Raw genomic sequence first — 13446 nt, forward strand, 5'->3', positions numbered from 1 at the left:
GGCCGGTTCACCCATGAGCTGCCCCACGGGGAGACCGGGGGCCTCCGGTCCGACGGCGTCCTCCGGCCGGACCGGCCCCGCGCCGCACACGTCGTCGTTGATCTCGCGGTCGACGGCGATGTTCGTCCGCAGCCGTTCCGCGGGGCCGGTCGGCCCGCGCTCCCGCGCGACCCGGTCGCTGCGCCAATGACGGGCCGCGCAGCAGGTGCGACGCCTCGTGCCCCCCGCCGGTACGGGCCCCGCGGCTGCCGACGCGGTACGCGGCGTATGTGCACACCGGCGCGCAGCCGCGGGTGCCCGGGGCCGGGTCAGGCGGGGTCGGAGCCGAACGGGGGCCGTTCGCCGCTGAGTTCCTCCGGGGTGCGGCGCAGGGCGATCAGGAGGGTGATGGCCGTGCCCACCACCGCCCAGGCGGAGAGCACCAGCAGGGGGCCGGTGACCGCGTTGCCCCGGAAGTAGGCGATCGAGCGCGCGACCCAGGTGCCCGCCCCCGGCGGCAGCGCGGGCCCGATCGCCCGCCAGAAGTCCGGGATCATCGGCAGGGGATAGGCCCCGCCGGCGCTCGGATTGCCCGCGATCACCACGACCAGGACGGCCAGGCCGATGCCGACGATGCCGGTGAGCGCCTGGAGGGCGAGGGTGATCATGCCGACCGCGAAGACGGTCAGCGCGCCCAGGCCCGACAGGCCCCAGAAGCTTCCGGGCAGGGCGCCGAGGACCGGTCCGATGATGATCGCGCCGCCGATTCCGCCCGCGATCGAGTACAGCGCCATGACGCCGGTCCGGATCACCGCGCGCCGACCGTTGGCGGGCTTGGAGCCCGCGCTGATCGCCAGGATCGAGGCGCAGAGGTAGCCGCCGACGCACCAGCCCACGACCAGGTAGAACGACGAGATCCCGTTGAAGTCCTGGGAGGAGGCCGGGGCCAGGTCCACGGGCCGTACGGTGCGCTGCTGGGTCCGTTCGGCCTCTGTGACGATCTTCGTCAGGGTGGTGGCCAGCGAGGTGCCGCCGCCGGAGGCGACCAGCACGGTGTCGGTCGTGCCCCGGGGGTCGACGATCAGGGCGCCGTCGATCCTGCGGTCGAGGATCTGCTCGCGGGCCGTGGCCGCGTCGGCGACCGCGCGGGGGTCCAGCGGGCCGCCGGGGAGGTTCTTCAGGTCGGTGAGCAACTGGGCGGAGGACTGCCGGGGCGCGACGACGCCGAAGGGCACGTCCGTCGGCTTCGGTCGGTGCAGCGCCCCGACGTAGGACGCGATGAACAGCAGTTGCAGTGCGAGCACACCGATGACGAGCAGCGCGGCCCGTGGGGTGACGGCGTTCTTCACCTCGTCGACGAAAGTCATGCCCCCACGCTCCGGGGCTTCGGCCGATCGTGCAGGCGGGGCTGGGCCGAATGGCTGACCGGACCCCGGCCGGTCACCGGTCCGGGGCCGGGAGGGTGCCCCGCCCCTCGAGTATCGCACGAATGTTCGAACGTGGTCTATGGTGGAGAGCTGAGGGGGTGGATGAGTACGGATCGGTTCAGGAGGTGCGGATGTCCGGGTTCACGCATCTGCGTACCGTTTCCGGATTCTCCCTGCGCTACGGGGCCTCGCATCCGGAGCGGCTGGCGGAGCGCGCCGCCGAGCGGGGGATGGACGCGCTGGCGCTGACCGATCGCGACACGCTCGCGGGCGCGGTCCGCTTCGCCAGGGCCTGCGAGGGGGCCGGAGTGCGGCCGCTCTTCGGAGTGGATCTCGCGGTGGGCCCCGCGGCGGCGGAGCGTACGGGAGGGGGCGGACGCACGCACCGGCCGCGGACCCCGGTCCGCGGCGGCGCCTTCGTCGACGAATCCGCGCCCCGGGCCGTCTTCCTCGCCCGGGACGGCGCCCGGGGCTGGGCGGAGCTGTGCCGTCTCGTCACCGCCGCCCACGCCCCCGCGCCCGACGGCGCGGGTCGCCCCCTGGTCGGCCGGTCCGAGCTGCCCGCCGAAGGGCTCACCGTGCTGCTCGGCCCCGCCTCCGACGTCGGCAGGGCGCTGGCCGCCGGCCGCCCGGACCGGGCCGCCGCGCTGCTCGCCGCCTGGCGGGAGATCCACGGCGACGATCTGCGCCTCGAAGCCGTCCACCACGGCCGCGAGGGCACCGGGCCCGGATCGCTGCGGCTCGCCGCCCGTACCGTCGGCTTCGCCGCCGAACAGGGGGTGCGGGCCGTGCTGACCAACGCCGTCCGGTACGCCGACGCCGGGCAGGGCCCGGTCGCCGATGTGCTGGACGCGGCCCGCGGGCTGGTCCCCGTCGACCCCCGCCGCGCCCCGCTCGACAGCGGGGAGCGCTGGCTGAAGGACGCCCGCGCGATGGCGGGGACCGCCGAGCGGATCACCTCCGCCGCCGGGCTCGGCCCCGGCGCCGGGGCGCGGCTGCTCGCGGAGACCCGGCGCACCGCCGACGCCTGCGCCGTCGACCCCGGGGCCGACCTCGGCCTCGGCTCCGTCCACTTCCCCGAACCGGAACTCGTCGGCGCCGGGCGGCGCACCGCCCAGCGGGTGCTGGCCTCGCGCGCCGCCGCCGGCATGGTGCTGCACGGCTACGACCGCAGGCGCGACTACTGGGAGCGGATGCACCAGGAGCTGGACATCATCGCCCACCACGGGTTCGCCTCCTACTTCCTGACGGTCGCTCAGGTCGTGGACGACACCCGGGCGCTGAGGATACGGGTCGCCGCCCGGGGCTCCGGCGCGGGCTCCCTGGTCAACCACCTCCTCGGGATCGCGCACGCCGACCCGGTCGAACACGGACTGCTGATGGAGCGCTTCCTCTCCAAGCGGCGCTTCGTGCTGCCCGACATCGACATCGACGTGGAGTCCGCCCGCAGGCTCGACGTCTACCGCGCGATCATCGAACGCTTCGGCACCGAGCGGGTCGCGACCGTCGCCATGCCCGAGACCTACCGGGTGCGCCACGCCATCCGGGACGTGGGCGCCGCGCTCTCCATGAACCCGGCCGAGACCGACCGGCTCGCCAAGGCATTCCCGCACATCCGGGCCCGCGATGCCCGCGCGGCCATGGCGGAACTGCCCGAACTGCGCGAGGTGGCACGGGAGAAGGACCGGTACGGACGGCTCTGGGAACTGGTGGAGGCGCTGGACGGGCTGCCGCGCGGCATCGCCATGCACCCGTGCGGGGTGCTCCTCTCGGACGCCTCCCTGCTGCGCCGTACGCCCACCGTGCCCACCAGCGGGGACGGCTTCCCGATGGCACAGTTCGACAAGGAGGACGTGGAGCACCTGGGGCTGCTCAAGCTCGATGTGCTGGGGGTACGGATGCAGTCGGCGATGGCGCACGCGGTCACGGAGATCGGGCGGGCCTCGGGGCAGGACGTGGACCTGGACGCCGTGCCGCCGGACGACCCGGAGACGTACCGGATGATCAGGAGCGCCGAGACGCTGGGCTGCTTCCAGATCGAGTCGCCGGGCCAGCGCGACCTGGTCGGCAGGCTCCAGCCGGCCGGTTTCCACGACCTGGTGGTCGACATCTCGCTGTTCCGCCCCGGGCCGGTCGCCGCCGACATGGTGCGGCCGTTCATCGAGGCCCGGCACGGCCGGGCCCCCGTGCGCTGTCCGCACCCCGATCTGGAGGGGCCGCTGCGCGAGACGTACGGGGTGGTCGTCTTCCACGAACAGATCATCGAGATGGTCGACATCATGACCGGCTGCGGCCGGGGCGAGGCCGACCGGGTGCGGCGCGGGCTCTCCGACCCCGCCTCGCAGGAGCGGATCAAGGTGTGGTTCGCGCGGCGGGCCGCGGAGCGGAAGTACGACGCCGAAGTGATCGCCCGGACCTGGGAGATCATCGAGGCGTTCGGCAGCTACGGCTTCTGCAAGGCGCACGCGGTCGCCTTCGCCGTGCCGACGTACCAGTCGGCGTGGCTCAAGGCGCACCACCCGGCGGCCTTCTACGCCGGGCTGCTCACCCATGACCCCGGTATGTACCCGAAGCGGCTGCTGCTCGCGGACGCGCGGCGGCGCGGGGTGCCGGTGCTGGGGCTGGACGTGAACCGGTCGGCGGCCACCCATCGAATCGAACTGGTGTCTGATGGCGAGGGAGGGGAGGGCGTCTGGGGGGTGCGGCTCGCGCTCTCGGACGTCCATGGCATCGGCGAGGCCGAGGTCGCCCGGATCGAGGCCGGGCAGCCCTACACCTCGCTGCTGGACTTCTGGCAGCGGGCCAGGCCGGGCCGGGCGGCCGCCGAACGGCTGGCCCGGGTGGGCGCGTTGGACGCGTTCGGCGCCAACCGGCGCGATCTGCTGCTGCACCTGTCCGAACTGCACCGCGCCCAGCGGGGCGCGGGCTCCGGCGGCTCCGGCGCGCAGCTCCCCCTCGGCGGCGGACACCGGACCGGCTCCGTCGGCCTGCCCGACCTCGACGAGGCGGAACGGCTCAGCGCCGAGCTGGGCGTTCTGAGCATGGATGTCTCCCGCCATCTGATGGACGATCACCACGCCTTCCTGAAGGAGCTGGGAGCGGTCTCCGCCAAGCGGCTGCGCGAGGCGCGGCACGGGGACACCGTGCTGGTCGCGGGCGCCAAGGCGGCCACCCAGACCCCGCCGGTCCGCTCCGGCCGCCGGGTCGTCTTCACCACCCTGGACGACGGCACGGGCCTGGTCGACCTGGCCTTCTTCGACGACAGCCACGCCGCCTGCGCGCACACCGTCTTCCACTCCTGGCTGCTGCTGGTGCGCGGAGTGGTGCAGCGACGCGGGCCGCGGAGCCTGAGCGTGGTCGGCGCGGCCGCCTGGAACCTGGCGGAGCTGGCCGAGCTGCGGCGTACCGGCGGACTCGACGCGGTCGCGGACCGGCTGGCGCAGGAGCCCCCGGCCGAGGAGACTCCCGGCGACGGCGACGGCGACGGCGACGGCCGTCGCATCCGGCTGCCGACGGGGTACGAGATGAACCCCTGGTCCGACCTGCGGCCGCCCGGCGAGGGCGTCGCCACCGGCAGGAAACTGTGGCACCAGAGCCCGGGGAGCGCGGGATGAACACCGCACCCGAGGTCCCGGGCATCCTGTACCTGCGGTTCCGCAAGGCCGGCGGCGGCCTCGTGGACAGCGCCGGTCACGAGGGGCTGCTCGCCCTGCTCGGCGCGCTCACCCCGGTGGTCGAGGCGGCACCGCCCGACGGGGCGCTCGCCGATGTGCGCGGCGCGCTGCGCTACTTCGGGCAGGACGTGAGGGGGCTGGCCTCGGTGATCCGGATCCGCGCGCTCGCCCTGCACGGGGTGGACTGCGCGATCGGGGCCGCGGAGAACCCGATGCTGGCCCGGATGGCGGCCCGGCGGGCCGCGCCCGGGGCGACCTTCGTGGTGCCCCGTGGCGGGGCGGCGGAGTTCCTCGCGGACCGGCCGGCCGCGGCGCTGGACGGCGTCGGCGCGGCGACGGCCCGCACCCTGTGCGGGTACGGGCTCGACTCCGTCGGCCGGATCGCGGCGGCCCCGCTCGGCACCCTGCAACGGATCACCGGCGTACGGACCGGGCGCGAACTGTGGGAGCGGGCGCACGGCATCGACCGCACGGCGGTGGTGCCGGGCGCCGCGGCCCGGTCCGTCGCCGCCGAGCGGTCCTTCCCGCGCGACGAGCTGGACCGGGAACGGCAGCGTCGCGCGCTCATGTCGCTCACCGAGGAGCTGGGGGCCAGGATGCGCGGGGACGGGCAGGTCTGCCGCGCCCTCGCGGTCTCCGTGCGCTACGCCGACCGCACCGGATACGCGACGCTGACCCGCAGCCGTACGCTCCGGGAACCCACCGCCCACTCCGCGGCGCTCACCGCGCTCGCGTACCGGATCCATGACTCGTTCGCCCTCCAGCGGGCCCGGGTGCGGGGGATCGGGCTGCGCGCGGAGGAGCTGACGGACCGTGAGCGGGCCACGTGCCAGCTGTCCTTCGACCCGGTGGACGAGCGGGCCCGCCGGATCGAGGCGGTGGCGGACCGGCTGCGGGCCAGGTACGGTCCGCGGGCCGTGATGCCGGGGCGGCTCGCTGCCTGAACTCCCTTGGCCACACCGCATATTGAGGGATCATCACTTTTTACTGACGCGTAACTTCCCATGCCACCTTACTCGCGCGTAATTTGGCAGGAGAACACGGAAGTCCTATCAGTCGGAACTTGTGGTCCGGGCCGCAGGATGTACAGACATCGCAACTCCCTTGAGCCGCAAGGAGACCACCCGATGCTGCCCCGGACACGTGCGCCGCGTACCCCACGTGCGCGCAGGACCCTCGCCGCACTGCTCCTCGCCGTCGCCGCAGTCGCCGCCCCCACGGTCACTGCCGCCGCAGCCGCCCCCACCGCCGCCACGGCCACCTCCCGTGGCTGGAACGACTACTCCTGCAAACCCTCCGCCGCCCATCCCCGCCCCGTCGTCCTGGTCCACGGAACCTTCGGGAACTCGATCGACAACTGGCTGGTCCTCGCCCCCTACCTGGTGAACCGGGGCTACTGCGTCTACTCGCTCGACTACGGGCAGCTGCCCGGGGTGCCGCTCTTCAACGGACTGGGCCCGGTCGACGCATCGGCCGGACAGCTCGCCACGTTCGTCGACAAGGTGCTCGCCGCCACCGGCGCCGCCAAGGCCGACCTCGTGGGCCACTCCCAGGGCGGCATGATGCCCAACTACTACCTGAAGTTCCTCGGCGGGGCCGCCAAGGTGAACGCCATGATCGGGATCGCCCCCGACAACCACGGCACCACCCTGCTCGGTCTGACGAAGCTGCTGCCGTACTTCCCCGGCGCGCAGGACCTGCTGAACGCCCACACCCCCGGTCTCGCCGACCAGGTGGCGGGCTCCCCGTTCATCACCAAGCTCAACTCGGTCCCCGACACCGTGCCGGGAGTCCACTACACCGTCATCGCGACCCGGTACGACGAGGTCGTGACCCCCTACCGCACCCAGTTCCTGGACGGGCCGGACGTGCGCAACGTCCTGCTCCAGGACCTCTGCCCGGTCGACCTCTCCGAGCACGTGGCGATCGGCACCATCGACCGGATCGCCTACCACGAGGTGGCGAACGCGCTGGACCCGGCGCACGCCACACCCACCACCTGCGCCTCGGCCGTCGGATAGGGCGGACAGGGGGGCGCCGGTACGGGGGTCCGCGACGGTCCCCCGTACCGGCGGTCCCCCGCACCGAGGGGCCCCGGCCGCCGGTCCCGGCTGGCACGATCGACCCATGACGACGATCGACTGGGACTCCGCGGCCGACTCCTTCGACGAGGAACCCGATCACGGGCTGCTCGACCCGGTGGTCCGGCACGCCTGGGCGCGGCGGCTGGAGAGCTGGCTGCCCGGCGGCCGCTCCGAGGTGCTCGACCTGGGCTGCGGCACCGGGAGCCTGGCCCTGCTCGTCGCAGGCCAGGGCCACCGGGTCACCGCCGTCGACCGCTCCCCGCGCATGGTGGAACGGGCACGGGCCAAGCTGGCCGGTACCGGCACCGAGGTGCTGACCGGCGACGCGGCCCTGCCACCGGTGGGCGGCCGGCGGTTCGACGTGATCATGGCCAGACACGTGGTGTGGCTGCTGCCCGACCCGGCGGCGGTCCTGCGCCACTGGTTCACGCTGCTGCGGCCGGGCGGGCGGCTGATCCTGGTCGAAGGCGTCTGGAACGGCGTCGGCCTCCCGGCGGAGCGGCTGACCGGACTGCTCTCGGAACTCACCGAACGCATCCACCACGAGCCGCTCTCCGACGACCCCGACCTGTGGGGCGGGCGGGTCGACGACGAGCGCTACGCCCTGGTGGCCCGCGCCCAGCCGCCGCACCGGCACACCGAGGTCGTCGATGTGCATCTGATCCTGCGTCGCGGCTCCGAGGTCCTGCTCGCCCGACGGGCCGGTACGGGGTACGCGGACGGGCTGTTCAACAACCCGTCCGGGCATGTCGAGGACGGCGAGGACGTCCGCGAGGCGATGGTCCGGGAGGCCGCCGAGGAGATCGGGGTCGTGCTCGATCCGGACGAGCTGCGGGTCGCCCTGGTCATGCAGCACCGGGGGCCCGGCGGCGCCCCCCGGATCGGCTGGTTCTTCGAGGCGGAGCACGACCCCGGCCGCGAGCCGTACAACCGCGAGCCGGACAAGTGTTCCGAGCTGAGGTGGTTCCCGCTGGACGCCCTCCCGGACGACATCGTCGCCTACTGCCGGGCCGGGCTGGAGGGATACCGGGCGGGGGAGCACTTCCTGATCCACTGGCACGAGGACGGCGACCCGGTCGCGTACCGGCCGCACGGCGCCCGCCGGGCCGTCCCGCTGCCGGCCGGCGGGGCGGACACCGGCGGGCTGCACCACATCGAGCTGTGGGTCCCCGACCTGGCGGAGGCCGAGCGGGGCTGGGGCTGGCTGCTGGGCGAGCTGGGCCATGCCCCGTACCAGCGCTGGGAGCACGGGCGGAGCTGGCGGCGCGGCGACAGCTACGTGGTGGTCGAGCGGTCGCCCGATCTGGTCCCGGGGGCGCACGACCGCCGCCGCCCCGGCCTCAACCACCTCGCGTTCCACGTCCGCGACCGGGCCACCCTGGACGCCCTGGTGGAAAGGGCCCCGGAGCACGGCTGGCGGCCGCTCTTCGCGGACCGCTATCCGCACGCGGGCGGCGACGGACATGTCGCCGCCTATCTGGAGGACACGGCGGGGTACGAGGTGGAGCTGGTCGCCGGGGCCCGGCAGCCCCGCCCGGCGCCGGAGGAGCCCGCGCCGTACACCGATGTGTGGGCGCGGCCCCGGGACGGGGCGTACTGAAGCACGGTCGGCGCGGCCCCGGCGGGCAGGGCCCCGGGAGGTCAGACCAGCAGCGCCGCCAGGCCCTCCGCGCGGGCCAGGTGCTCCAGCTCGTCCAGCGCCCGGAGTGCCGCGTCGGCCGCCGCCGGATCGCGCCCGGCGAGACCGCTCTCCTCGAACTCGTCCTCGTCCAGGCGCAGTACGGACGAGCCGTCCGCCGACACCCACAGGTCGAGGTCCAGGTCCTCCACCAGGAGCTCCCCCTCGCGCAGCACCGCGGGGCGGGTGATGTCGCAGTACCAGCCCTTGAGAACGCCCGCGCCGGTCCGGACCTCCTTCACGGCGAACCACCGGTCGCGCCAGTAGTGCTCGGTGAAGACATCGCCCGGCTCGAACCGGACGAAGCCGAAGTCACGGACCCCCGGCGCCGCCCACGGCGCACGCACCGTGACCCGGGTCCCGTCGTCGCGGACCACGTCCGCCGGATATCTGATCTTGGTCCGCCCGGCCTTCACCAGGGCGACCACCAGCGCGGTCTCAGCCGAGCCTGCGGACATGGCGCACCTCCGTGGCACAGATCTCGTAGCCGAACCACCGGTTGACCGCCAGCATCGGGCCGTTGCCCGCGTCGTTGCCGGTGTACGCGTCCGTGTACCCGGCGGCGCGCGCCCGGTGCAGCGAGTCGTTCTTCGCGAGCCTGGCCAGGCCCCGGTTGCGGTACGCCCGGCGGGTGCCGGTCATCCCGGACATGTACCGGGTCAGACCGTCGGTCTCCGCGGCGCTGAACGCCGCCACCTCCCCGTCCACCACCACGACCGAGGTGAGCTCGCGGTCGAGCGCGGGCGCGCGCCAGGTGTGGTCGAGCCAGTCCGCGTAGTCGGTCAGCTCCGCCGGGGTGTCGCTGGGCTCGTCGGCCGTGGTCTCCGCGTCCGCCTCGAAGAGCGGGCGGGGGTCGTCCGCGAAGTCCGCGGCGGTACGCAGCTCGACGCCCGGCGGCAGCTCCTGACGGGGCGGCAGCGAACCGTGAGCCAGGTCGAGATGGAGGAAGTGCGCCGGCCGGCTCGGGGTGTAGCCGCGCTTCCCGGCGAAGGCCCGGTCCGCCGGGGTGTCGAGCACCCAGGTGTAGACCGAGGTCGCGCCCTCCCGCGCCAGGTACTCCTCGGCGGTGCGCACCAGCAGCCCGCCCGCCCCGCGCCCGGTGCGCTCCGGATGGGTGTACGTGTTGCAGACCCCCTGGCCGGGTTCGGGGCTGTCGTGGGCGAGGCCGACCTGCGCGGTCCCGATGAGCTCGCCCTCGTGCTCGGCGACCAGCAGCCGGGCGCGCTTGTCCGGGTGGGCCGAAGCCAGTTCGAAGACGACGCACTCGGGCGTCGTCACCATGAAGGGCAGGGCGGCGCGCCGTACCCGCACCCAGTCCTCCGCGTCGGTGGGGAGGAAGTCGCGAACGATGACAGTCATGGGCCGGACGCTATGTGCGGACCGCCACCGGCCGCCCCTGATTTTCCGTCGGCGGGCCGGACGTGGGGGAGAATCGGGGCGTGACCCTGAAGATCGTTCTTGATCCCGATGCCGGTACCGCCCCGTACGAGCAACTGCGCACGCAGATCTCCGAACTGGCCCGCTCCGGCGCGCTCCCCGTCGGATTCAGACTTCCGACGGTCCGCGGCTTCGCCGAGGAGCTGGGCCTCGCCGCGAACACCGTGGCGAAGGCGTACCGCGCGCTGGAGGCCGACGGGGTGATCGAGACCCGCGGACGCAACGGCACGTTCGTCGCCGCCGCCGGTGACGCGGCGGACCGTCATGCGGCGGCCGCGGCCCGGGAGTACGCGGAGCAGGCGCGGCGCCTGGGCCTGTCCCCGGACGAGGCGCTGTCCCTGGCGCGGGACGCGGTGCGGGCCGCGTACGGGACGGAGTGACCGGGCGGGGCGGGGTGCGGGGCTCAGAGGTACAGGCCCGCGTCCGCCCCGGAGTCCTGCTTCGGTACCGACGCGGGACCGCTGCCGCGCCGCAGCGCGTACAGCTCGGCGAGCGTCGCGCCCTCGCGGCCGAGCCCCTCCTCCGTACCCAGCCAGGCCACCGCCTCCCCGCGGGTCAGTGAGCCCACCTCGATCCTGGCGAGGCAGCGGCCGGGCCTGACCACGGCCGGGTGGAGCCGCTCCAGGTCCTCGTTGGTGGTGACGCCCACCAGCACGTTGCGGCCCTGCCCGAGCAGCCCGTCGGTGAGGTTCAGCAGCCGGGACAGGGCCTGGCCCGCGGTGTGCTTGGCCTCGCCCCGGATCAGCTCGTCGCAGTCCTCCAGGAGCAGCAGCCGCCACCGGCCCTTGGACGTGCCGTCGTCCTCGCCGATCGCGATGTCCATCAGATAGCCGACGTCGTTGAAGAGCCGCTCGGGGTCGAGGACGCAGTCGACCTGGCACCAGTCCCGCCACGAGCGCGCGAGCGTGCGCAGCGCGGACGTCTTGCCGGTGCCCGGCGGGCCGTGCAGCAGGAGCAGCCGGCCCGCGATGTCGTCGGGCGTGACCTTCATCAGCCGGTCCATGGCATCGGCCACCGGCGCCGTGTAGTTGCCACGCACCTCGTCCCAGGTGCCCGCGGCGATCTGCCGGGTGGTGCGGTGCGGGCCCCGGCGCGGCGAGACGTACCAGAAGCCCATCGTCACGTTCTCCGGCTGGGGTTCGGGTTCGTCCAGGGCGCCCTCCGTCGCCCGGTCGAGAACCCGCTGCGCCAGCTCCGCGGTCGTGGCGGTGACCGTGACGTCGGCGCCGCGGCTCCACCGCGAGATGAGCAGCGTCCAGCCCTCGCCCTCGGCGAGCGTGGCGCTGCGGTCGTCGTCGCGGGCGGCGCGCAGCACCTCGGCGCCCGGGGGCAGCAAGGTCGCCCCGGACCTGACGCGGTCCAGGGAGGTGCTGTGCGAGTACGGCTGCTCGCCGGTGGCGAAGCGGCCGAGGAAGAGCGCGTCGACGACATCCGACGGGGAATCGCTGTCGTCGACGTTGAGCCGGATCGGCAGCGCGGACTCGGGGTTGGCGGACATGGGGCCCATGATCCGGCACGGGGATACCCGGCGCACCCGGGTTTCACTACCTTCCTCCCCTTTCCCGGCCGTGGTCGGAGAGCTGACGGCGCCTCAAGGGGGCGCGAAGCACCGGTCGAGGCATCGAGAAACTTGGCATGCACACTTCCGGCGGGGGTGCCGGTACTGCTACCACGGACTCGGCAGACCGGACGGAGATCCCGCCGGTCGGTCCAAGGGAGGTCCCATGAAGATGTCCAGACTCGCGGCGCGCTCGGCCTCGCTGCTGCTCGGTGCCGTTCTCGCGCTGACCGGGGCGGTCACCGCCAGTGCCGCGACGTCCGTCCAGGCCGTCGACTACGTCGCCCTCGGCGACTCGTACTCCTCGGGTGTCGGATCCGGCAGCTACGACAGCGCCAGCGGGGACTGCAAGCGCAGCACCAAGGCGTACCCCGCCCTCTGGGCCGCCGCCAACGCGCCCGCCTCGTTCGCCTTCACCGCCTGCTCGGGGGCGCGTACCGGTGATGTGAAGTCCGGTCAGCTCGGCCCGCTCAACTCCTCGACCGACCTCGTCTCGATCTCCATCGGCGGCAATGACGCGGGCTTCGCCGATGTCATGACCACCTGTGTCCTCAATTCCGAGACCACCTGCCTCAACCGGATCGCCACGGCCCGCAGCTATGTCGAGTCCACCCTGCCCGGCAACCTCGACTCGGTGTACACGGCGATCCACGCCAAGGCGCCGTCCGCCCGGGTCGTCGTCCTCGGCTACCCCCGCTTCTACAAGATCGGCGGCAGCTGTGCCGTCGGCCTGAGCGACAAGGTGCGCACCGCGATCAACGGCGCGGCCGACCTCCTCAACACGACGACCGCCAAGCGCGCGGCCGACCACGGCTTCGCCTTCGCCGACGTCGCGGGGAAGTTCACCGGTCACGAGATCTGCTCCGGGAGCGCCTGGCTGCACAGCGTCAACTGGCTCAACATCGGCGAGTCCTACCACCCCACCGCCGCCGGACAGTCGGGCGGCTATCTGCCCGCCCTCGCCTCGGCGGCCTGACACCGCCCACGGGCAGGGGCCCCTGTCCGCCGGGGTCCCCGTCCGGCGGGTCCATGACGGAGGCGCGGCCGGAGCGCCTCCGTCCGTTTCCGTTCTGTCCAACTCGCCCTGAAATAGAGAGGATGCGCGTGTGGGGTGTCAACCTCCGTATGTGTGTACGCAATCCTGCGACCGGGATACACGGGCGTCGTCGCGGGGGGTTAGGGTTAACCTGCCCGAGCCGGGTGCCCTCGTACGGGTGGGGAGTGACATGGAACAGATAGCGATGCGGAGCAGGCCACGCGTGCCTGCCATCACTTGCGGAAGCGGTGCGACCAGTTCGCGCCTCGACCGGCACCTCGCGGTGCTCGGCGGCCCAGCCGTGCCGCAGCGGGAGGCCGCCGAGGCGACCCTGCTGATGCGCGAGCTGACCTCGCGCGATGCCGCACATCATCGCCGGAGCAAGAGTGCGCGGGTCTCGCTCTTCGCGCCGCTGCGGCGGCTGAGGCGTTCGCTCTTCGGCAGCCGCCACTGACCCGACGGCCCGTCACGAACGCCCACCGGCTCCACCTCCCGGCTCCCCGGCCAGGGTCCGTCGCACGGCCCCCCGCTCGGGGCCGTGGGTGAGCACACCGTCCCGGCGCTGCGCTGCTG

General features: G+C 73.7%; 11 protein-coding genes and 1 pseudogene. 7 read left to right on the forward strand and 5 right to left on the reverse strand.

The features are described from left to right. Positions 1-12 precede the first annotated feature (12 nt). Positions 13-220 (reverse strand): annotated as a pseudogene (locus tag ACFVFH_RS17825) (hypothetical protein); the annotation flags it as partial. An 88-nt stretch (positions 221-308) separates the two neighbouring features. Beyond that, a complete protein-coding gene (locus ACFVFH_RS17830) occupies positions 309-1346 on the reverse strand; it encodes a DUF3533 domain-containing protein (RefSeq protein WP_383769196.1) in 1038 nt (345 codons plus the stop codon). A gap of 191 nt (positions 1347-1537) precedes the next feature. Here ACFVFH_RS17830 and ACFVFH_RS17835 point away from each other — a divergent pair, with 191 nt between their 5' ends. From ACFVFH_RS17835 to ACFVFH_RS17850, 4 genes are all read left to right on the forward strand, one after another. Continuing rightward, positions 1538-5020 carry a DNA polymerase III subunit alpha gene (locus ACFVFH_RS17835; RefSeq protein WP_383769199.1) on the forward strand — a complete coding sequence of 1161 codons (3483 nt, stop codon included), beginning with the start codon at positions 1538-1540 and terminating at the stop codon, positions 5018-5020. Beyond that, complete coding sequence (locus tag ACFVFH_RS17840; protein ID WP_383769202.1) at positions 5017-6024, forward strand: hypothetical protein; 1008 nt, start codon at positions 5017-5019, stop codon at positions 6022-6024. Before ACFVFH_RS17835 ends, ACFVFH_RS17840 begins: the two co-directional genes overlap by 4 nt. A gap of 183 nt (positions 6025-6207) precedes the next feature. Then, positions 6208-7101: an esterase/lipase family protein gene (locus ACFVFH_RS17845; protein ID WP_383769204.1), complete on the forward strand. Its 894-nt coding sequence runs from the start codon at positions 6208-6210 to the stop codon at positions 7099-7101. A 106-nt stretch (positions 7102-7207) separates the two neighbouring features. Continuing rightward, entirely contained in the window at positions 7208-8764 is a 1557-nt protein-coding gene (locus tag ACFVFH_RS17850; RefSeq protein ID WP_383769207.1) for a trifunctional class I SAM-dependent methyltransferase/NUDIX hydrolase/VOC family protein, read from the forward strand. Positions 8765-8805: 41 nt separating this feature from the next. Here the strand turns inward: ACFVFH_RS17850 and ACFVFH_RS17855 are convergent, their stop codons facing one another. After that, a complete protein-coding gene (locus ACFVFH_RS17855) occupies positions 8806-9300 on the reverse strand; it encodes a DUF402 domain-containing protein (protein ID WP_383769209.1) in 495 nt (164 codons plus the stop codon). Continuing rightward, positions 9281-10201: a GNAT family N-acetyltransferase gene (locus ACFVFH_RS17860; RefSeq protein WP_383769212.1), complete on the reverse strand. Its 921-nt coding sequence runs from the start codon at positions 10199-10201 to the stop codon at positions 9281-9283. Before ACFVFH_RS17860 ends, ACFVFH_RS17855 begins: the two co-directional genes overlap by 20 nt. Positions 10202-10281: 80 nt before the next feature. On the opposite strand from ACFVFH_RS17860, the gene ACFVFH_RS17865 reads away from it, so the two are divergent. After that, positions 10282-10659, forward strand: a complete 378-nt coding sequence (locus ACFVFH_RS17865; RefSeq protein WP_383769215.1) for a GntR family transcriptional regulator — start codon at positions 10282-10284, stop codon at positions 10657-10659. A 23-nt stretch (positions 10660-10682) separates the two neighbouring features. Here the strand turns inward: ACFVFH_RS17865 and ACFVFH_RS17870 are convergent, their stop codons facing one another. Beyond that, the gene (locus ACFVFH_RS17870; RefSeq protein ID WP_383769218.1) at positions 10683-11777 is read right to left on the reverse strand and encodes a DUF5925 domain-containing protein; all 1095 of its coding nucleotides are present in this window, start codon (positions 11775-11777) and stop codon (positions 10683-10685) included. A 226-nt stretch (positions 11778-12003) separates the two neighbouring features. Between ACFVFH_RS17870 and ACFVFH_RS17875 the strand changes: the two genes are divergently transcribed. Next, complete coding sequence (locus tag ACFVFH_RS17875) at positions 12004-12813, forward strand: SGNH/GDSL hydrolase family protein (RefSeq protein ID WP_383769221.1); 810 nt, start codon at positions 12004-12006, stop codon at positions 12811-12813. Positions 12814-13063: 250 nt separating this feature from the next. After that, the gene (locus tag ACFVFH_RS17880; protein WP_383769224.1) at positions 13064-13327 is read left to right on the forward strand and encodes a hypothetical protein; all 264 of its coding nucleotides are present in this window, start codon (positions 13064-13066) and stop codon (positions 13325-13327) included. Positions 13328-13446 lie beyond the last annotated feature (119 nt).

Source organism: Streptomyces sp. NPDC057697 (assembly GCF_042799335.1).
GTDB lineage: Bacteria > Actinomycetota > Actinomycetes > Streptomycetales > Streptomycetaceae > Streptomyces.